Annotated in this window: 20 protein-coding genes; 14 read left to right on the top strand and 6 right to left on the bottom strand. The window is 34.4% G+C overall.

Features of this window, described 5'->3' with window-relative positions:
- Positions 1–162 precede the first annotated feature (162 nt).
- Together typA and mscL are read left to right on the top strand one after the other, a co-directional pair.
- Positions 163–2,001 carry a translational GTPase TypA gene (typA, locus tag LU301_RS09145; RefSeq protein ID WP_305270104.1) on the top strand — a complete coding sequence of 613 codons (1,839 nt, stop codon included), beginning with the start codon at positions 163–165 and terminating at the stop codon, positions 1,999–2,001.
- 756 nt (positions 2,002–2,757) lie between these two features.
- The gene (mscL, locus tag LU301_RS09140) at positions 2,758–3,183 is read left to right on the top strand and encodes a large conductance mechanosensitive channel protein MscL (RefSeq protein WP_305270102.1); all 426 of its coding nucleotides are present in this window, start codon (positions 2,758–2,760) and stop codon (positions 3,181–3,183) included.
- A gap of 50 nt (positions 3,184–3,233) precedes the next feature.
- On the opposite strand, the gene holA is transcribed toward mscL, so the two are convergent.
- The 5 genes from holA to LU301_RS09115 form a co-directional block, all read right to left on the bottom strand.
- Positions 3,234–4,220: a DNA polymerase III subunit delta gene (holA, locus tag LU301_RS09135; RefSeq protein WP_305270100.1), complete on the bottom strand. Its 987-nt coding sequence runs from the start codon at positions 4,218–4,220 to the stop codon at positions 3,234–3,236.
- Position 4,221: 1 nt separating this feature from the next.
- Positions 4,222–4,716: an LPS-assembly lipoprotein LptE gene (locus LU301_RS09130; protein WP_305270099.1), complete on the bottom strand. Its 495-nt coding sequence runs from the start codon at positions 4,714–4,716 to the stop codon at positions 4,222–4,224.
- A 130-nt stretch (positions 4,717–4,846) separates the two neighbouring features.
- Complete coding sequence (locus tag LU301_RS09125; protein ID WP_305270098.1) at positions 4,847–5,845, bottom strand: M48 family metallopeptidase; 999 nt, start codon at positions 5,843–5,845, stop codon at positions 4,847–4,849.
- A gap of 18 nt (positions 5,846–5,863) precedes the next feature.
- Positions 5,864–7,012 (bottom strand): YjgN family protein, encoded by a 1,149-nt coding sequence (locus LU301_RS09120; RefSeq protein WP_305270097.1) that lies wholly within the window; start codon positions 7,010–7,012, stop codon positions 5,864–5,866.
- Between the two features lie 9 nt (positions 7,013–7,021).
- Positions 7,022–8,425 carry a C13 family peptidase gene (locus tag LU301_RS09115; RefSeq protein WP_305270096.1) on the bottom strand — a complete coding sequence of 468 codons (1,404 nt, stop codon included), beginning with the start codon at positions 8,423–8,425 and terminating at the stop codon, positions 7,022–7,024.
- Between the two features lie 469 nt (positions 8,426–8,894).
- Here LU301_RS09115 and LU301_RS09110 point away from each other — a divergent pair, with 469 nt between their 5' ends.
- From LU301_RS09110 to bioB, 9 genes are all read left to right on the top strand, one after another.
- Positions 8,895–10,514 carry an NAD+ synthase gene (locus tag LU301_RS09110; RefSeq protein WP_305270094.1) on the top strand — a complete coding sequence of 540 codons (1,620 nt, stop codon included), beginning with the start codon at positions 8,895–8,897 and terminating at the stop codon, positions 10,512–10,514.
- Positions 10,515–10,743: 229 nt separating this feature from the next.
- Positions 10,744–10,935 (top strand): hypothetical protein, encoded by a 192-nt coding sequence (locus LU301_RS09105; RefSeq protein WP_305270093.1) that lies wholly within the window; start codon positions 10,744–10,746, stop codon positions 10,933–10,935.
- A 39-nt stretch (positions 10,936–10,974) separates the two neighbouring features.
- Positions 10,975–11,490 (top strand): hypothetical protein, encoded by a 516-nt coding sequence (locus LU301_RS09100; RefSeq protein WP_305270092.1) that lies wholly within the window; start codon positions 10,975–10,977, stop codon positions 11,488–11,490.
- Between the two features lie 96 nt (positions 11,491–11,586).
- Positions 11,587–12,522 carry a lysozyme inhibitor LprI family protein gene (locus tag LU301_RS09095; protein WP_305270091.1) on the top strand — a complete coding sequence of 312 codons (936 nt, stop codon included), beginning with the start codon at positions 11,587–11,589 and terminating at the stop codon, positions 12,520–12,522.
- A 23-nt stretch (positions 12,523–12,545) separates the two neighbouring features.
- Complete coding sequence (lipB, locus tag LU301_RS09090; RefSeq protein ID WP_370692192.1) at positions 12,546–13,193, top strand: lipoyl(octanoyl) transferase LipB; 648 nt, start codon at positions 12,546–12,548, stop codon at positions 13,191–13,193.
- Entirely contained in the window at positions 13,183–14,331 is a 1,149-nt protein-coding gene (locus LU301_RS09085) for a DUF1176 domain-containing protein (RefSeq protein WP_305270087.1), read from the top strand. The genes lipB and LU301_RS09085 overlap by 11 nt, the downstream gene beginning before the upstream one ends.
- A gap of 2 nt (positions 14,332–14,333) precedes the next feature.
- On the top strand, positions 14,334–14,894 hold the full coding sequence (locus tag LU301_RS09080; RefSeq protein WP_305270085.1) for a hypothetical protein: 561 nt from the start codon (positions 14,334–14,336) through the stop codon (positions 14,892–14,894).
- On the top strand, positions 14,891–16,078 hold the full coding sequence (locus LU301_RS09075) for an iron-containing alcohol dehydrogenase (RefSeq protein WP_305270083.1): 1,188 nt from the start codon (positions 14,891–14,893) through the stop codon (positions 16,076–16,078). The genes LU301_RS09080 and LU301_RS09075 overlap by 4 nt, the downstream gene beginning before the upstream one ends.
- A 177-nt stretch (positions 16,079–16,255) precedes the next feature.
- Positions 16,256–17,245: a biotin synthase BioB gene (gene bioB, locus LU301_RS09070; RefSeq protein ID WP_305270081.1), complete on the top strand. Its 990-nt coding sequence runs from the start codon at positions 16,256–16,258 to the stop codon at positions 17,243–17,245.
- Between the two features lie 55 nt (positions 17,246–17,300).
- Here the strand turns inward: bioB and LU301_RS09065 are convergent, their stop codons facing one another.
- Positions 17,301–17,906, bottom strand: a complete 606-nt coding sequence (locus LU301_RS09065; RefSeq protein WP_305270080.1) for a LysE/ArgO family amino acid transporter — start codon at positions 17,904–17,906, stop codon at positions 17,301–17,303.
- Between the two features lie 75 nt (positions 17,907–17,981).
- On the opposite strand from LU301_RS09065, the gene LU301_RS09060 reads away from it, so the two are divergent.
- From LU301_RS09060 to LU301_RS09050, 3 genes are read left to right on the top strand one after another with little or no spacing between them, the layout of a single operon-like run.
- Positions 17,982–18,434 (top strand): hypothetical protein, encoded by a 453-nt coding sequence (locus tag LU301_RS09060; protein WP_305270078.1) that lies wholly within the window; start codon positions 17,982–17,984, stop codon positions 18,432–18,434.
- Between the two features lie 15 nt (positions 18,435–18,449).
- The gene (gene pepP, locus LU301_RS09055; protein ID WP_305270076.1) at positions 18,450–19,787 is read left to right on the top strand and encodes a Xaa-Pro aminopeptidase; all 1,338 of its coding nucleotides are present in this window, start codon (positions 18,450–18,452) and stop codon (positions 19,785–19,787) included.
- Entirely contained in the window at positions 19,788–20,108 is a 321-nt protein-coding gene (locus LU301_RS09050) for a low molecular weight protein tyrosine phosphatase family protein (protein WP_305270074.1), read from the top strand.

Raw genomic sequence — 20,108 nt, 5'->3', positions numbered from 1 at the left:
TATATGAGGATTTAATCGAAAAGGCATATCATGATGATATGCTTTTTCATATTCATAACTCAGAAAAAAGTATTATCTTTTACAAAATATTGCTATTTATTCAGCCTATTTTACTGTATAATTTGCCGTCATTTTTTATTTATACTTTATAGTAGAATTTTCATGTCTGATATTAAAACTTTGCGAAATATTGCAATCATTGCCCACGTTGATCACGGCAAAACCACATTAGTCGATAAATTGTTACAACAATCAGGTGCATTAGGCGACCGTGCAGGTGAAATTGAACGTGTGATGGATTCAAACGCCTTAGAAAGTGAGCGTGGAATTACCATTTTAGCGAAAAATACTGCTATTAAATGGTTAGATAAACGTACGAATACCGAATATCGTATTAACATTGTAGATACTCCGGGACACGCAGACTTCGGTGGTGAAGTAGAGCGTGTATTGTCGATGGTGGATTGCGTACTATTATTGGTCGATTCTCAAGAAGGTCCAATGCCACAAACTCGCTTTGTAACTCAAAAAGCCTTTGCTCGTGGTTTAAAACCAATCGTCATTATTAACAAAATTGATAAACCTGCTGCTCGTGCAGATTGGGTGATTGACCAAGTTTTTGATTTGTTTGATAATTTGGGTGCAACAGATGAACAACTTGATTTCCCAATTGTTTACGCATCAGGTATTAATGGTATCGCAGGGCGTGAAGCGGATAATTTAGCACCTGATATGACACCATTATTTGAAACGATTGTGGATATTGTTGAACCGCCAAGTGTGGATGTAGATGGTGCATTCCAAATGCAAATTTCATCACTGGATTATAATAGTTTCGTTGGTGTGATTGGGGTTGGTCGTATTCAACGTGGTTCAATTAAAACCAATACTCCTGTAACTGTGATTGATAAAGATGGTAAGACTCGTAATGGTCGTATCTTAAAAATCATGGGTTATCATGGACTTGAACGTGTTGATGTGGAAAGTGCATCAGCAGGCGACATCGTATGTATTACAGGTTTAGATGAATTAAATATTTCTGATACCATTTGTGATCCAAAAGCGGTAGAAGCCTTACCAGCATTATCGGTTGATGAGCCAACAGTATCGATGACGTTCCAAGTGAATAATTCACCATTTGCGGGTCGTGAAGGTAAGTTTGTAACATCTCGTAATATTCGTGAACGTTTAGACCGTGAACTAATTCATAATGTGGCGTTGCGTGTAGAAGATACTGATAGTCCAGATGCGTTTAAAGTATCGGGTCGTGGCGAATTGCATCTTTCTGTTTTAATTGAAAATATGCGTCGTGAGGGTTTTGAATTAGGCGTATCTCGTCCACAAGTGATTATGAAAGAAATCGATGGCGTGATGTGCGAACCTTACGAAAATGTAACTTTTGATGTGGAAGAACAACATCAAGGTGCAGTGATGGAACAAATGGGCAACCGTAAAGCTGAACTCACTAATATGGAAGTTGATGGTAAAGGACGTATTCGTATTGAAGCGACTGTACCGTCTCGTGGTTTAATTGGTTTCCGTTCAGAATTTATGACCATGACCTCTGGTACAGGGATTATGACATCAAGTTTTTCTCACTATGGTCCTGCAAAAGATGGTCAAGTGGCAAAACGTCAAAATGGTGTATTGATTTCAATGGTTACAGGTACTTGCTTAGGTTATGCGTTATTTAGCTTGCAAGAACGTGGTCGTTTATTTGCGAAACCACAGCTTGAAGTCTATGAAGGTATGATTGTGGGCATTAACTCACGTTCTGATGATATGGTGGTCAATCCAACCAAAGCAAAACAGCTCACTAACATTCGTGCATCAGGTTCAGATGATGCAATTATTTTAACGCCTGCTTTAGAATATACCCTTGAGCAAGCTTTAGAATTTATCGAAGATGATGAATTAGTGGAAGTAACACCAAAATCCATCCGTATTCGTAAGCGTTTCTTAACTGAAAATGACCGTAAACGTGCGGCTCGTGGTTTATAATCTTTATTGAATATTATTTATCAATTATATTGATAAATATGGTGTAGAGGCGAAATATTTTTCGTCTCTATATAGTAAATTCAATTCAAAATGGAACAGTAGGGGCGAATTATATTCGCCCAAGTAATTGATTTTACAAAGGGTTTATGTAATAAACCCCTACATTTATTGTATTATTCTGATATAAATCGACTATATAATTGAATAGTAGGGGTAAATTATATTTTTCCAAGTGATTGATTTTACAATGGGTTTATGTAATAAACGCCTACATTAGCTGTATTGTTCTAATATAAATCGACTATATAATATGGTAATATAACTTTGGTTGTAAAATTAAGATAAACTAAATTGGAAAAAACTATCAAAATTTAAAGTTGATAGTTTTTTTAGTTACATAAACATCAACAAAATACTATCGATTTTTTACATAAAATAGAGTAAATTAGTCGGAATTTTTTAGTTCCCTAAAATAATCTAAGACTTTAGTATAAAATAACGTGAGTTCGGGCATTTAAAAATGTAACTATTTGATATTAAAAAATAGATTAAATTGATGGAGAGTAGGGTGCGTACCACGCACCTTTATATAAATTTTCATCAAATGGTGCGTCTTGCGAAACGATGTTTCTCAACCCTATTTAATCTTTATATTTCAATAAGTTACAAAATTTAATTTAAGCCGAATTCACGTTAAAATACTAAATTAAACTGAATAAATTAGGGGTAATATTATTTTTATTGGAATTATATACGATGAGTATTGTTCAAGAATTTAAAGAATTTGCCGTCAAAGGTAATATGATGGATTTAGCGATTGGTGTCATCATTGGTGGTGCGTTTGGTAAAATCGTTGATTCATTAGTTAAAGACATTATGATGCCGTTAATTTCTGCGGTGATTGGCGATGTTGATTTTAATGAATTATTTATTGTATTGGGTGACAATCCAAACAATATCCAAACATTAGCAGCTGCTCGTGAAGCAGGTTTAAATGTACTTGCTTATGGTAGCTTTATTACCATTTTAATTAATTTCTTCTTATTGGCAGTTGTGGTATTTATGTTAGTGAAAGTATTAAATAAAATGCGTAAACAACAGGAAGCTGAACCAGAAGCTCCAGCTGAACCATCAGAAGATGTATTATTATTGCGTGAAATCCGTGATTCTTTGAAAAAATAATCCATCATTCAGATAAAATAAGCGATAGTATAAAAGCTATCGCTTATTTTTTAGTTAAATAGTTGCTGTCCACATAATAAGGCTAGAATTTGTAAACATAAATGTTGTGGATTTTCTTTAGATAAACCTTTGATTGCTTGGTCTATTCTCAATAATAATGACGGAAATTGTAATAATAGCTGTGGATTTAAACGGCGAACTGCTTGTTGATAAAGTGAAACTTTATTTTTCCAAATGCCGAGTTGTAGGGCATTTTGTGGTTGTTCATATAATTGCATGAGTAAATGTGTTTCTTTACTAATGACCCATAAAATTAAACTCATTGGCTCATCAGCTTCGATTAAATAATTAAAAATTTTAACACAATTTGCAAAATGACCTTGTAAAATTTGTTCGCCTAAATCATACACTGTATAGCGTGATTGGTCGTGTAAACAGGATAATAATTGTTCAACTGTAATTTGTTTTAAATCAGCAAAGGTATCATGTACACGAATGAGGCTATTGCGTGCAGATAATAAATTATGCTCATGATGTTGTAATAACCATTGCCATGCTGAATTGTCTAAGTGGATACCTAATTTATCTGCTTCTAGTTGTAAAATATGTTGTTGGTCGTGTAGACTATTTGCTTGTAACGGTACAACTACACCATTGGCTTCAATGCTTTGATAAAAAGTTGTTTTAAAAAATGAACTTTCTTGTTTAGGTAAAATGATAATTAAGCTATTATCTTGATTATGTTGTAAAAAATAAGTGAGTTGTTGTTGTATATTTTTATCAGGTTTGATATTACCGTGTACTTCAACCGCTAATTGCGTTGAAAATAAAGATAGACTATCTAAAGCATTAAATACTAATTTCCAATCACTTATACTTGTTAAATCAAAACGTTGGCGTTCAATGTCGTGTTGTTGCCAATATTGGCGTAAACCATCTAACAGGTTTTGTTGCAACAAGGGTTCATCGCCATGTAATAGCCAAACCCCTTGACATTGTTCGATACGTTTTAAAGCGTGAAGATAGTCTATTTTCATGTTATTTTAGTTCAGGCAAACGATTATTGCTAATCTGTAAGCTGATTTGTTGTGCAATATCATCAAGCATAATTTTGCTTAAATATTGTTCTTGTTGATTTTCAGTATTTACCGTTTCAATATTATATTGATAATTACGATAGCTACGCACGGTTCGTTCTTGTGTTAAAGCTTTACCTTGACTATCTTCAATACGGAAAGTAACAGTCAAATTTAATAAAATTTCCGTGAGTTTACCATTGAGTTGCTGACGGCGAAATTGATAATCAACAATTTTAAGCACTTTACCATCTTGTCCATTTAATTGGATACCAGCAGACTCTAAGTGTTTTTGTAATGGCGTGTGTAACTGTTGATACGCTGATGGAATGTCAAGACTTAAATTTGGATAATGTAATGTTTGTATATTTTTTGTTGGTGCTGTACCTTTTAGATGAAAACCGCAAGCCGTTGCTGTACTGGCAACTAAAATACTGATGGCAATCGCTTTAAGCATAATCGGAACTCAAATATCAAAATAGAGATAAGAGTGATTTTACCTGTTTTTTATCAATAATCATAGTTTTATTATAAAAATCATCACAAAAAATAAGGGCAGATATGAATTGAACCGCCCTTAAAATAGTTTATGGTAATTGTTGTTGTATTTGTGCTACTCGTTCAGGTGTTGGTGGGTGGCTGGCAAAAATATCCATTAAGCTATTGTCATTGCTATCTCCGCCATGTTGTTGATTTAAACGTTGTAAAAAATCAGCCAAATGTTGTGGCGAAATACCGAGACGTTTCATTTCATCAATCGACTTTTGGTCGGCTTCTAATTCAAAATGTTGTGAATATTGAGCAGACATCAGCATAACAGGGAAATTGGCAAATAAATCTGTACTATCGCCTGTAATCATCATATAAAACAAACTCATACCTAAACCACGCAAAATTTGCTGTAAAGAATGACGTTCATCTAAATGTCCTTGCTCGTGGGCAAGTACCGCCAATAATTCATAATCATTTTGCGTAAGTTCAACCAATTCATCAGTTAAAACAATGGTATTATTGGGAATGGCTAAGGCATTGGCACCAATACGACCACCACCACGAAATACTAATTTTGCAGGTTGTTTTTGTTCTAAACGTTGATAAAGCTGTAAAATTTGTTGTTGGCGTTGGTCGGATAATTGTGTATCTTTGGTATATTGCATGACCATTTTTTCACTTTCATCGCCTAGACGTTGCAATGTATCAGCAGGTAAATTCATGGCAACGGTATAGGCAGCAGCAGGAATTAACCATTTAAATGTAGCAAAAATAACAAAAACCACCACAATAAAACTTAAAGCAATCCATCGCCAACTTTGCTCAATATGTTGCACATGAAACAGCATTTTTTTATGTTGTAATGGCAACCATTCAGGGATTTCATGCGAGAGAAACTCAATACGAGCATCATTAGGTAAATCAATGCAGGGTAAAATATCGCCAACACTTGCAATATATTCAAAACTTTTAATTGGATAAATTTTGCTTTGCTGTTGATAAATAATTTTAACGTGCTGTTCATCATGATAGCTTAAAATTGCATCATGAGCGACATTGACCACACCATCATAATAACGTACTTGAGTTTGCATTTTTATTCTCGCCCAATTTTATAAAGAAATATCAATATCAAAGACATCGGTAATTTCTTCTGCAAGAGAATCATATTCTTTTTGACTGACATTGATTAAATCTTGCGGATTATCCATAAAGGTTACGCTTAGGCTTTCCATTTGATAACGGTATAAACGCACTTGTGCCCATGCAAATAGCAAACCAAAACTAAAAATAATCGCTAGATAGTTACTAAATTGAATCCACGCATATTGAAATGGCTTAATATTGGTATTCATAGGGTTGCGTCCCACTTTCACATTATTCCATGTGGCTTGGAATAAATAAGCATTAATTAACGGCACAAAAAATGACATCACCGTTACATAACCAATCATGATTAAAATACTAACGACTGAGAGACTGTCAGCATTTAATCCGCTACCGCCTAATATAACACCCATAGCGATACTGGCAACAAAAACAAAAGCAAACAGAAATAAATAAGGTTTTAATACCGCTTTATAAAAATCCCAAATGGTTGCTTTGATATTAAATTTTAGTTGCCCGACTTGTAAATTATTAAATTGATAACGTTTAAATAATAATAACGCAATCGGATAAGCCAACCCTAAACTAAATACAGTTAAACACGCACAGGCAATCAAAATCGCATAACTTTTGATTAAGTCTGCAGAAAAAATAAAACGGATATTGCCATATTTACTATTTCGAGCACGGAAACGCAGGGTTGAGCGTAGTAACCAAGGCGAGACGAGAATTAAAATTAATGTCCCTAGTGCCGAATATTCTGGAGCAAATTTACTTGTAATGGAAATAAATAAAAAAATGGCTAAGGCAATTAAACGCCCAACTAAAATTTTTGTTGGTAGGGCAGTAAAGCTAAAATTTTGACGATTGAGATAGGTATTGCCATAGAAATATTGTAAACGGCGGACTTTTGCCCATGGTGCATAGAGCGTAAAAGTAATAATGGTTAAAAATAAGTTACTAATCCAAATTTTAAAATAGTCGGTGGCATTGCCACGAAAGGCAAAATTCCACGCTGTCGGTTGATATGGTGGTGTCGGTGGAGCAGATTGATGTCCTGTTTGCTCAAAAGGCGATGAAAATTCTGTTTGTGGTGTTTGATGTGGAGCGAAAATTCCATCAATATGCTGATTTGAATGTTGATGAGTGGTCATAGTATCGTCCTAAGGCGTTGTTAAACTTGTCTCTTGCGTTGGTAGATTAGAAATCGGTTGTGGAAACAAGATTTTTTCAAATTGTGGTAACATCAATTCGATATTTTTACCCATAGACCATTGTGGTTCAGATGGAATAAAGCCTTGATTTTTTTCCCATTCTGCAACAGTCGTTTGAGCGGTTATGAATGCTTGCTTAATGCTGGTTTTATCACGCATAGCTTGGTCGAAAAATGCACGTCCAAAATAGGTATATTCCGCTTCATGTGTACAGCCAAAAGAGTCTTTATCGCTTGCTGCGGCGGTAATAATTAGCGTATCAGGCGATTGTAAGGCTGGAATAAAACTACCTGAACGACAAGCTGAAATCACAATCACACGCCAACGAATGCCTGCATTGTCTAAAGTTTTACGCAACCATGTAGGGTCAATATCTTCTAAATCAATCGGCTGATTCTCAAGTTGAAATTGATTTTCTAAACCATGTGATGTTAGATATAAAAATAACACATCTTGTTCACGGTTCATTTTTTGTCCAATTTCTTTTAAACTTTGCTCAATACTGGTTTTGCTAGCAATCGGTACATCTAAACCTGTATTGGGATTGTTAATGAGTGCAATTGAGCGACCTTGTGTATTAAAACGAGTGTCAAATTGCTGTTTAATACGTTCAATTTCTGATTTAAACACATCTTGATAGCTAGCCCCAGCTACACCCATAAAATACCAATGGCTTTGTTCAACAGAGCTCATTTGAATATTTTGTAAGGCTTGGTTTAATATTTTGGGTTGTGCATAAAAGATAGTTTCGTCTAAGGTTGGTGTAACTTCATCAATTTTCCAAATTGGTTGATTTTGGGTTGAAATTTGCCACACGACTAAGGTCGCTAATGTACCGATAAAAACCAAAATTCGTTCCCACCATAACCATTTGAGTTCACGAGAAAGTACCCAAACAATCGATAAACTTTGCCATACAAATAAAGCAGTGAATAATTTAGGTAAATAAGGATCTAAAAAAATTGGGAAAAAGTTAATTTGTACTAAGAATTGAATTAAACTTTGGATTAAAATGACATAACTATCAAGTACTAACCACAAAATAACAGGCATAAGTAATAGACGATTGTCGCCCACTTTTTGTGATAAAAATACCCCAGAAATGAGTGCGAGAAACGGCCATAGGGCATAGCTCACTAAGCCTTGTGTATTAAAATAGCCATAACCACCTGAAATTAACCAACTAAATAAACTATTGGCACTGCCTGCCAATACGCCCCAAAATAAAAATTGTAATACTGATGGGCGTACATATTCTAAAGAACGGCGAGAACCAATAAACAGCCACAATCCAGCACATAAATTTGCTTTTAAATCATGTCCAAAATTGATTGATGGTTGTAAATTAATCATATTAAATCAGCTTATTCTTGAAACAATTATTGTTCATTGGTGAGTTGTTATATTATGCGATTGTTACTAGATTTTGACAATATGTAAAATATAAAAAAGCACGAATTTTTATTGATTATTTGGTATAATAAATAATCACTAAGCTAGAAAAAGACAGGAATATAATGCACTTTTGGTTGATTTCAGTTATCATAGGAAACTAATCTCTAGTATGACAGAGAGTATATTTTAACTTAAGGTTGAAGTTATTTAATCTCAACGTAAATTTAGGTTTTAAAATATAACTATTTAATATAAAAGAGAAAAAAGTTTATAGATACTTGTAGGGTGCGTAATACGCACCTTACTTACTCTTTTATTTTTAATAGTTTATATAAATATATTAAGCCGAACTTATGTTAAGTAAAATGATTTAAATCATTTGTATCCAATAGACAATTTTTCGATAAATGAATTTAGGATTGGAAATATGAAAAATTTTAAAATAGCACTTGCACAATTTTCACCAGTAACGGGCAATGTTGTGGCAAATACACATAAAATGATTGAACAGGCAAATCAAGCAAAGCAACAAAATGCGGATATTATTGTTTTTCCTGAACTTTCAATGGTGGGATATTCATCAGAAGATTTGTTATTGCGTACTAGTTTACAACAACGCATTCAACAAAATTTTGTACAGTTACAAGATGTGAAAGATATAATCATGGTCTTTGGTTTTGTTCATCAAGATGAGCAAGGACAACGCTATAACTCGGCTGCTGTGATGAAAGATGGACAAATATTAGGCGTTTATCATAAACAAAATCTACCAAACTATGGTATTTTTGATGAAAAACGTTACTTTACTGAGGGACAGCAACATTTAGTTTTTGATTATTTAGGACATCGTTTTGGTGTATTGATTTGTGAAGATGCGTGGGCATTACCAACAGTACAACAACTTGCACAATTAAATGTACAAACAATATTAGTATTAAATGCATCGCCTTATGAAGTAGGTAAACCACAACATCGTGTACAAACTTTAGGCGAATTGGCACGACAAATGAATATCAACTTAGTCTATGTCAATCAAGTGGGTGGACAAGATGATTTGATTTTTGATGGCTCTAGTTTTGTGGTAAACCAAGAAGGGAAGGTGCAATTATCTGCACCAAGTTTCCAAGAAGGAATATTTTATTGTGATTATGTGAATGATGATAAGAGTTATCAACAAGCTCAAGTTGTTGATTCTACTAATACCATTGCAGAAATTTATCAGGCTTTGGTAATGGCAACACGTGATTATGTACAACGTTTAGGCTTTAATGGCGTAGTTTTAGGCTTATCTGGTGGTATTGACTCTGCATTGACTTTAGCGATAGCAGTTGATGCATTGGGGGCAGATAAAGTCCAAGCGTTAATGATGCCTTATACTTATACTTCATCGATGAGTGTAGAAGATGCTCAACAACAAGCACAACGTTTAGGTATTACTTTTGGCGTAGCTGAAATTCACCCAATTGTCTCAAGTTTCCAACAAACTTTATATCCATTCTGCGGTGATACCACACAAGAAATTACCGAAGAAAATTTACAAGCACGTGCACGTGGTACGTTATTAATGGGCTTATCAAATAAATTTGGTAATTTGGTGTTAGCAACAGGCAATAAATCAGAATTAGCAGTGGGCTATTGTACACTTTATGGTGATATGGTGGGTGGTTTTGCTCCATTGAAAGATGTATATAAGAGCATTGTATTTGAATTGGCGAAGTATCGTAACAGCTTAGAAGAAAGTCCAATTATTCCAGAGCGTGTGATTAATCGTCCGCCATCAGCTGAATTACGTCCAGAGCAAACTGACCAAGATAGTTTACCAGCTTATGATGTCTTAGATGGTATTTTATATGCTTATATTGAAGAAGATTTATCACTTGAAGAAATTGTAGCTAAAGGTTTTGAATCAGAACTTGTACAAAAAGTTGTACAGATGGTTGAGCGTAGCGAATATAAACGCCGTCAAGGGGCTATCGGTCCACGTATTAGTCCAAAAGCATTTGGTCGTGAACGCCGTATGCCAATTGTACAAGGTTGGAAAGCCTAAAAGCATTATAGAAAAATAAAAGCAATCATTTATTTTGATTGCTTTTATTCTATTTGGATATTGAGTCGCTAAAATGAATATTGAACAAACTTTAACTGTAGCGGTTATTACGCCAACTTTAGGTCGTGAAAGTTTAATTAAAGCCATTGAAAGCGTACAGTAACAAACTTACCCTTGTAAACACTATATTTTTGTTGATGGTAAAAAATATCATAAAGCTGTAAAGAAAATGGTTCAACCTTATTCAAATATTGAAGTGATTTATTTGCCAATGAATACAGGAGGGACAAGTAAAAAATTACTTAATTCTGCAATTAATTCGGCAGCGACATTTTTGGTTGAAGAAGATATTATTTGCTATTTAGATGATGATAATTGGTATGACTTACATCATGTGGAATATTTAGTACAAGATATGTAACACTATCAAGCGGATTATGCTTATAATTTACGTTATTTTGTGGATAAGCAAGGCGATATGATTTGTGCGGATAATAGTGAAAGTTTAGGATTTTGGAAAATTGCAGATGGTAGTTATGCTTTTAACTATATTGTGAATGGTAAATTGATTGAAAATAATTTATTATTCAATAAGTTACAATCTTATCTAATTGATACTAATTGTATTGCATTTCGCCGTGAATTGGCACAACAACTGAGTTTAATTTGGATAAAAGATGGCTATTTAAATGATAGAAATGCGACCAGATTTTTATTAGAACAAGGTTTTTTAGGCGTATGTACAGCACATTATACAGTGTACTATTATTATGATACGCATAAATCTTGTATTGTTTCTGATGAAATTATCAAATTTTATCAACTTTATGATGAACAACAGTTTGAGCAATTTGCTTTAGCTAATATTCAAGCAAAACAACAGTCGATTCATCATCGTTGTCGAGATGAACAAGGGAAGTTTGCATGGCAATATAAAACTATGATAAAAAATGGTGAATTATTACGAGTGGAGTAAATATTATTCCATATCAAAAGGATAATTTAGGCTATTTTCAATCTACTGTGAATTTGTTACACTTACAACGCTTTAAATGTTTTAGGTGTAATGAAAATGAAAAAAAAATCAATATTAGTTAGTATATTTACGAGTATGATGTTGCTATCAGCTTGTGATAAATTGCCATTGGCAAAACCAAAATTACAATGTAATGATGAAGTTGCTAAACAACATATTCAACAAATATTTTTGGATAGTGTGAATGAAAAAGCAAAACTTGATGTTAAGGACATGATTAGTGATGGACATCCAATTGATATGTCGCATTTAACATCATTAATGTCGCAAATAAACGTACAATTAGTTGATGTACGCACAGTACAAGCTGATGATAAAAGTAGTAAAAAATTATGTGAAGCCAATTTAACAGTAAAAATTCCAGCAGATTTAGTGGAAGAAGCAGATTTGGCTCGTGAATTAATGGAACGTGAAAGCATTCAACAGCAAGCAGTTTTTAATGAGCTAAAGTTTGAAAATAATACTTTACATTATGATGTGGCTTATAGTGTACAGCCAACTGATGATGGGCAAAAAATTTATGGAATATTAGAAAACGCAGATAAAGCGAGTAAATTTACCAGTGAAATGATTTCTGATATTTTATGGAAACCAATTATTGAACAGTTACAAAAACAACATCAAGCAGAATTAGAGCTTGCAGAAGCAAAATATCAAGCTGAACAAGAAAAACAAGCGCAAACACGAGTGGAATATGTGGCAGTTTTGGAAAAAGAAGCCAAACAGAACTTAGAAAAAGCGAATACGAAATTGAATTTGGTGTGGAATGCCGCAACAGCTGAAACACGTCAAGAATTATTACCAGAACAAAAAACTTGGCTGAAAAAACGTGAGTTAGAATGTAAACTCAAAGCTCAAGATGCAGAAAAAGATGATGAAAAAGAAATCGAACGTTTAAAATGTGAAACATCGATGACTGATAAACGTACTGATGAACTGAAAGCACAAATCTCAGAAATGCAAGCCAATTAATAGAATTAGTTAGGTAAATGAATATGCAATTAAATATTCGTTATTTTACATTGTTACAGGATTATCAACATACTTTTGAAACGATGCAACAATTCACACATCAGCGAGATGAATATACAACTGATGAGTTATGGTTATTGCAACATAATTCTGTTTTAACGCAAGGACAAGCAGGAAAAGCTGAACATATTTTAATTCCGAGCGATATTCCTGTGGTACAAACTGATCGTGGTGGACAGGTAACATGGCATGGAGAAGGGCAACTCGTGGCATATTTTCTATTTGATTTAAATCGCTTAAAATGGAATGTACGCCAACTAGTTGATTTTTCTGAAAATATGATGATTGATATTTTGGCAAAATATGGCATTCATGCTTATGCTAAAAAAGATGCACCGGGGGTGTATGTTGATGAGCGTAAAATTGGTTCTTTAGGTTTTAAAATTCGCAAAGGTCGTAGTTATCATGGTTTTGCTCTCAATGTTGATTGCGATTTGCGTGGCTTTCAAACCATCAATCCTTGTGGTTATGCAGGTTTAGAAATGGTGCGTATGTGTGATTTATTAGATAATTCGCCAAGTATGAATGAGTTGATGGATTTATGTACACAATATTTGCAAGAAAAAAATATTTATCAACAAATTCATGTGGAGAAAATTAATGAAATTTAAAACTTTATTGATGATGGGATTATTTTCGCTTGCAAATATGAGTTTTGCTGACAGTACATTGCAATATCCAAGTCATGCACCATTTAAAGGTTTAGAGTTTGAGCATCATGATTGGCAAGTCAGTTGCGATAATATTGGAACTTGCCGTATTGCAGGTTATCATCAGGAAGAAGAAACACGCCGTTTAGTGAGCGTATTATTCACTCGTACGATGGACTCTAAAAAACCGATTCAAGGGGTGGTTCAAGTTGACTTATTATACGATACGGTATTTGACTATATACTTCCCTTAGAAATGAAAATTAATGGTAAATCCTATGGGCAGATTCGTAAGGTGAAGGACGAACATCTCTTAAATACAACACAAATTCAGGCGTTAATTCAACATGCCAATCAAAATGCGAAAATCGAATTTATCGCAGGGGAATATGTGTGGCAATTATCTGACAAAGGTATGCGTGCGGTTTTGTTAAAAGCTGATGAATATCAACAACGTGTCAATACGCCATCGGCTTTTACCAAAAAAGGAAATCAAGCCAATCCGCAAGGTCGTTATTATATACCATCAATCACAGCGAAATCTTTACCGAGACAGCTCAATCAACGCTCTATTGCGTTTAATAGTAAACAAGGGCAAGCCTTAGTTAAAATTTTAGCTCAAACGGTGGATACCCGTGCAGTCATTGATATTGATAGCAAATCAAGTAAACCACATTGTAGAGATTTGGTTGATACTGAAGCAGTTCATTCTCCAGCATTTCACGTGATTGATGTATCAAAAACGCAAAAACTCGTGTCTTATCAATGTTGGTCGGGGGCGTATAATACGGGCTATGGTGTGTGGTTGATGAATTATGATTTAAGTCAAGTACAACAATTAGTTACTGTCCATGCCAGTGATGTACCTGACCGCCAATATCCAGATAATAAAATTATGGCAAATCATAAAGGTCTTGGTACGGGTGATTGTTGGGTCAATGAAACATGGACATGGAATGGTCAAAAATTTATCAAAACTTATGCAGGTAGTACAGGAATGTGTCGTGGTTTCACAGGTGGTGCGTGGGCTTTACCGACCTATTCTGTTGATTTAGATAATAATAAATCACAGCGTGCTATATTGTCTAATGGGAGTTAAAAATGAAATTGCCATTTGCTCAACTTTCTCAATTGCCTCAACTTGTTCAACGAAGTCAGGCGGTACAACGTCCTTATGTGAAAGCATTATTTGATATAGTCTCCCGTGCTTTGGTCAGTGCAAGTCAGATTGATGCTAAGATTCAGCAAGAAATTGCTCAATTTCCTGTAGGATTTCGTTTTGCTATGACGGTATTTTCCAGTGATTTAGCTTTTTACTTGCAAGTCAATCAACAACATCAATTCACTTTAATTGAACCGCAAGCAGTTGATTTAAATATTCAATTTAAACACATCAATCATGCTTTTTTGGTATTGTCTTTTCAAGAAAGTACAGCAGTGGCATTTGCTCGAGACCGTATGATTGTTGATGGCGATTTAGCCCACGCAGTACGTTTAGTGCGTTGTTTAAATCAGCTTGAAGCGGTGATTTTGCCAAAAGTGGTGGCGAGTTTAGCGGTTAAACAATATCCTAAAAATTTACCATTGGTTAAAAAAGTAACATTAGCCAGTCAAATTTATCGTAAAGTTGCCTATCAATATTTACAGGAATTATCATCATGACTTCATCTTATTATGAATTTTTTTGCCCAGTTAAAATGATGGCAGGGCATTCCGCTTTGGAAAATATTCCATTTGAATTAAAAAGTCTAGGGGCAAAACGTCCGTTGGTCATTACCTTTAAAAGTGCTAAAAAACATGGCACATTGGGATTGTTGGAGCAAGTATTTTCTGCGACAGATATGCAAATTGCAGGTATTTTTGACCGTGTGCCGCCAGATTCTAGCTTAGAAGTGGTACAAGAAATTGCCAAATATTATCGTCATCAAGGGTGTGATAGTATTTTAGCATTGGGTGGTGGCTCGGTGATTGATACAGCAAAAGCGGTGAATATTTTGGTGTCCGAAGGCGGAGATGATTTATTGCAATATGTCGGCTCACATCATTTACCAAAACCGTTAAAACCGTTATTTGTCATTCCAACTACATCGGGAACGGGTTCAGAAGTTACGATGGTAACCGTGATTGCAGATAAACAACGCCAACAAAAAATTGCTGTTGCATCATATTATTTAATGCCTAATGTTGCGGTGCTTGACCCACGCATGACGCAAACATTACCTGCGGAAATGACTGCTCAAACGGCAATGGACGCTTTAACTCATGCGATAGAAGCTTATATTGGTTTAGCTCATAATCCAATTAGTGATAGTTATGCGTTTACAGCAGTTGAAAAAATTAGTCAAAATTTAGTGCCATGTTTAGATGATTTAGAGAATAGCAATTTACGTTTAGAATTAGCACAGGCCTCAACGATGGCAGGTATTGCTTTTTCTAATTCAATGGTTGGAGCTGTACACGCTTTAGGTCATGCTTTGGGAGCGGTAACTGATTTACCGCATGGCGTGTGTATGAATTTATTTTTGCCTTATGTTTTAGAATATAATTTAGAGCATTGCCGTGAACGTTTAGCACGTTTATTATTAGCATTAGCAGGAGATGAAATTTATAGTCAAACACCTGTTGCTCAACGTGCAGAACAAAGTATTGTTATCATTAAAAATTTGCGTGAACAGTTAAAACTTAAAGCAAATTTACCACGCACGTTACAAGAAACTGGGCGTGTACATCAAGCTCAATTTGATGCAATTGCAGATAAAGCTTTAGATGATGGTTCGATTATTTTTAATCAACGTGAATTAGAGCGTGATGATATTTTAAAGCTATTACATAAAGCGTGGGAATAATTCATTATTCATAATTAAAATCATGAGTGATGATGTTTTTATCATCATCACTTATGTTAAATTAATCGATGGATAAAGATACAATACATTAAAAAATTGGCATATTTTACCCTATAGTTTTATGGAAAATTCTGTATCATATCATTATCTTTAATGTTTATATGATAGGAATAGTTTATGATGGTGCGTAATGACTGGACAAGAGAAGAAATACAGGCTTTGTATCAACAACCATTTTTGGATTTAGTATTTCAAGCTCAACAAGTTCATCGTCAATATTTTTCTGCTAACCAAATTCAGGTTAGCACCTTATTATCGATTAAAACAGGGCGTTGTCCTGAAGATTGTAAATACTGTTCGCAATCAGCACATTATGATTCTAAATTAGAAGCTGAAAAACGCATTGCCGTAGAAAAAGTCATTGCTGAAGCAAAAAAGGCAAAAGAAAGTGGTTCATCACGTTTTTGTATGGGGGCAGCATGGCGTAATCCACATGAGCGTGATATGCCTTATGTACTAGAAATGGTGCGTGAAGTAAAAGCATTAGGCTTAGAAACCTGTATGACTTTAGGTATGCTAAACCAATCACAAGCGGAACGTTTAAGAGATGCAGGTTTAGATTATTATAACCATAATTTAGATACATCTCGTGAATATTATAGCAATATTATCAGCACACGCACGTTTGATGACCGTTTAAATACGTTAGAATATGTACGTCAAGCAGGAATGAAAGTGTGTAGTGGCGGTATTGTGGGTTTGGGCGAAAATCAAAATGACCGTATTGGTTTATTACATGAATTATCCACCTTACCCATTCATCCAGAGTCTGTTCCGATTAATATGCTGGTACCGATTGAAGGTACACCATTGGCTGATGTGGAAAAATTAGACACGATTGAATGGATTCGTACCATTGCAGTGGCTCGCATTATTATGCCTGCCAGTTATATTCGTCTATCGGCAGGGCGTGAGTCGTTGAGTGATAGCGACCAAGCCTTAGCATTTATGGCGGGTGCAAATTCGATTTTCTCAGGAGATAAATTACTCACTACGCCAAATGCAGGGCAGGGGCAAGATCAGATTTTATTTGCAAAATTAGGTTTGACTGCTGAAGCTCCAAAATTAACTGTACGAGATTTAGCGATTGATGCGATGAGTGCTTAAAATTACTTAGGATTGAAATTAAGGTTATGTTTTTGATGATAAAACCTAACCTTAATTAGGATTTAAAAACCAAACTCAACGCAATTCCCCACATCACTACGCCAATGATAAAATCCAAAATTTGCCATGCTTTAGGATTTTTAAAAATGGGTTCTAAAACTCTTGCACCATAACCGAGACTAAAAAAGAATATAAAAGACGCACTCATCGCACCAATCGCAAAGGAAATTTTATCGTGAAAAGGCGTGGAAAGTGTACCAATTAAAACGAGTGTATCTAAATAAACGTGTGGATTAAGCCAAGTAAATGCTAAGGTTAAGGCAATAATTTTCTTGAAATGTTGCGTATCTTGTCCGCCAGCGATTAAACCATTTCCGCCTTTAAAACTGCTGATAAAATTTTTCAAACCATACCAAAATAAAAATATCGCACCTGCATATTTGGCAAGGGTCGCAATCATTGGATGTTGTGTGATGATTGTACCTAAACCAAAAACACCAACAGCAATCAATATTGCATCAGAAACCGCACAAATTAAACAGATAATAAAGACAAATTCTTGTTTAAGTCCTTGTTTTAATACAAAGGCATTTTGTGCACCAATCGCTAAAATTAGTGAAAAAGAGACACTCATACCATAAATAAATGTGGATAGACTCATTGCATGGTTTACTTCATAGGTTCAATTTTGTAGAATGGGCTATTGTAACTGAACATGGTCAAATAAAGCGTAAATATGTGTAATGAGTTGATTATTAGTACTGATGCTCCTTTTGATTTAGCAAAATTTAATCAAAAAGATGTGTATTTTGAGCAAACTGTGCCTGATGAAGATAAAGTGAATGTTAAATATCCTCATGTGTATCGTTTAGCGACTTATATGCCGAATTGTTGTAGTTGTGGTTTTCGTCATTGGGGAGTAGATTTAGCTGGTAGTTTTAATTTTGAATTTCAAGAATTACAAGATTGGATAGATGAATTACCAGATGATGATAATATTTTAAATACACATTTTTTATTTCAAGTGATTAAAAACTTAGTGAATCAAGGTTGTTCTGTGGATAGTTATACCGCTTGGAATGGAGAAATGGCTGATAAACCATTAGGTGAAAAAATAATTAAAGTGAATGAGCTAGATAAAGAAAAATTTACTTTATTTGAAGGTTATTATTTTGATTATCAAAAATAGTTTTAGGTGTTTAACATGAATAATATTGATTTACCAACATTATCATCACAAGATTTTAAACAACGCCGTGATATTTTAGCCCAAAATATGGGAAAAAATAGCATTGCTATTATTGCCACACGAGCGGAAATGTATCGTAATCGTGATGCGGATTATAAATATCGTGCAGATAGTAGTTTTTATTATTTAACGGGTTTTGCTGAACCTGAAGCGGTTGCGGTCATTGAAACCTTTGAACGTGCTGATGATTATCGCTATACCTTATTCTGCCGTGAGCGTAATCGTGATATGGAAATTTGGACAGGTTATCGAGCAGGATTACAAGGTGCAGTTGAGCAATATCATGCTGATGAAGCTTTTGCTATTGATAAAATCGCTGAACATATTTTAAATAAATTATCCAAAAAAGAAAATTTATATTATCGTATTGGGCAGGATAAAGAATTTGATAGTCAAGTATTATCATGGCTGAATCAGTTGGATAAAAAACAACGAGATGGCGAAAGTTCTCCGCAAAATATTCAACAGCTTGACCGTATTTTAGATGAAATGCGATTATTTAAGTCTGAAAAAGAATTAGATTTAATGCGTACTGCAGCAAAAATTTCTGCTCAAGCTCATATTCAAGCCATGCAAAAAGTGCGTCCAAATATGATGGAGTATCAATTAGAGGCAGAAATCAATTATATTTTTGGACAATATGGTTGTGTACCATCTTATAATAGTATTGTTGGTGGTGGTGAAAATGCGTGTATTTTACATTATATTGATAATAATAAAATGCTCAAATCAGGTGATTTAGTGTTAATTGATGCAGGTTGTGAATATCAATATTATGCAGGTGATATTACCCGAACTTTTCCTGTTAATGGTAAATTTACAGGTGAACAAAAAGCCTTATATGAATTGGTTTTAACCGCTCAATTATCAGCGATAGAGCAGGTTAAAATCGGTCATCATTATCGTAAACCACATGAAACGGTGATGAATATTTTAACGCAAGGTTTAATTGATTTAGGTTTATTAAAAGGTGAATTAAACGAGTTAATTGAAACTGAAAAATATCGTCAATTTTTTATGCATGGTACAGGACATTGGTTGGGTATGGACGTGCATGATGTCGGAAATTATAAAAATGCACAACATCAATGGCGAGAATTACAAGAAAATATGGTTTTAACCATTGAACCGGGATTATATATTGCCCCTGATGATGAAACCGTTGATGCACGTTGGCGTGGTATCGGTATTCGCATTGAAGATGATGTGGTGGTTAAAAATAATCATGCAGAAATATTAACATCAGACGTGGTGAAAAGCGTTGCTGATATTGAATATTTAATGGCACAATAAATGACAAATATTTTATTTATTTGCTCAAAAAATCAATGGCGTAGTCCAACTGCTGAACGGATATTTAAGGATTATCCAAATATTTATACTCGTTCAGCAGGCACTAGTCGGCAAGCACGCCATGCGGTTTCTAGTCGAGATATTGCGTGGGCGGATTTAATTTTTGTCATGGAATATCATCATAAAGATTATCTCAAACAACATTTTCGGCAAGATATTCGTGGTAAATCTATCATCGTGTTAGATATTGCAGATGATTATCAATATATGAATGATGAATTGATTACATTGCTAAAATTAAGTGTTGAACCATATTTGTAA

This window comes from Moraxella sp. ZY210820 (genome assembly GCF_030674635.1).
Classification (GTDB): Bacteria; Pseudomonadota; Gammaproteobacteria; order Pseudomonadales; family Moraxellaceae; genus Acinetobacter.
Note: the sequence above shows the minus strand (reverse complement) of the source record. Positions and strands in the feature narration are given on the sequence as shown.

Bases quoted from the DNA above. Each gene is read 5' to 3' on its own strand.
- LU301_RS09120 (WP_305270097.1), bottom strand. From the start codon at position 7,012: ATGACCACTCATCAACATTCAAATCAGCATATTGATGGAATTTTCGCT.
- LU301_RS09105 (WP_305270093.1), top strand. From the start codon at position 10,744: ATGGTTCAACCTTATTCAAATATTGAAGTGATTTATTTGCCAATGAAT.
- holA (WP_305270100.1), bottom strand. From the start codon at position 4,220: ATGAAAATAGACTATCTTCACGCTTTAAAACGTATCGAACAATGTCAA.
- LU301_RS09115 (WP_305270096.1), bottom strand. From the start codon at position 8,425: ATGATTAATTTACAACCATCAATCAATTTTGGACATGATTTAAAAGCA.
- lipB (WP_370692192.1), top strand. From the start codon at position 12,546: ATGCAATTAAATATTCGTTATTTTACATTGTTACAGGATTATCAACAT.
- LU301_RS09110 (WP_305270094.1), top strand. From the start codon at position 8,895: ATGAAAAATTTTAAAATAGCACTTGCACAATTTTCACCAGTAACGGGC.
- LU301_RS09095 (WP_305270091.1), top strand. From the start codon at position 11,587: ATGAAAAAAAAATCAATATTAGTTAGTATATTTACGAGTATGATGTTG.
- LU301_RS09085 (WP_305270087.1), top strand. From the start codon at position 13,183: ATGAAATTTAAAACTTTATTGATGATGGGATTATTTTCGCTTGCAAAT.
- LU301_RS09075 (WP_305270083.1), top strand. From the start codon at position 14,891: ATGACTTCATCTTATTATGAATTTTTTTGCCCAGTTAAAATGATGGCA.
- LU301_RS09080 (WP_305270085.1), top strand. From the start codon at position 14,334: ATGAAATTGCCATTTGCTCAACTTTCTCAATTGCCTCAACTTGTTCAA.
- mscL (WP_305270102.1), top strand. From the start codon at position 2,758: ATGAGTATTGTTCAAGAATTTAAAGAATTTGCCGTCAAAGGTAATATG.
- pepP (WP_305270076.1), top strand. From the start codon at position 18,450: ATGAATAATATTGATTTACCAACATTATCATCACAAGATTTTAAACAA.
- bioB (WP_305270081.1), top strand. From the start codon at position 16,256: ATGATGGTGCGTAATGACTGGACAAGAGAAGAAATACAGGCTTTGTAT.
- LU301_RS09125 (WP_305270098.1), bottom strand. From the start codon at position 5,845: ATGCAAACTCAAGTACGTTATTATGATGGTGTGGTCAATGTCGCTCAT.
- LU301_RS09050 (WP_305270074.1), top strand. From the start codon at position 19,788: ATGACAAATATTTTATTTATTTGCTCAAAAAATCAATGGCGTAGTCCA.
- LU301_RS09060 (WP_305270078.1), top strand. From the start codon at position 17,982: ATGTGTAATGAGTTGATTATTAGTACTGATGCTCCTTTTGATTTAGCA.
- LU301_RS09130 (WP_305270099.1), bottom strand. From the start codon at position 4,716: ATGCTTAAAGCGATTGCCATCAGTATTTTAGTTGCCAGTACAGCAACG.
- LU301_RS09065 (WP_305270080.1), bottom strand. From the start codon at position 17,906: ATGAGTCTATCCACATTTATTTATGGTATGAGTGTCTCTTTTTCACTA.
- typA (WP_305270104.1), top strand. From the start codon at position 163: ATGTCTGATATTAAAACTTTGCGAAATATTGCAATCATTGCCCACGTT.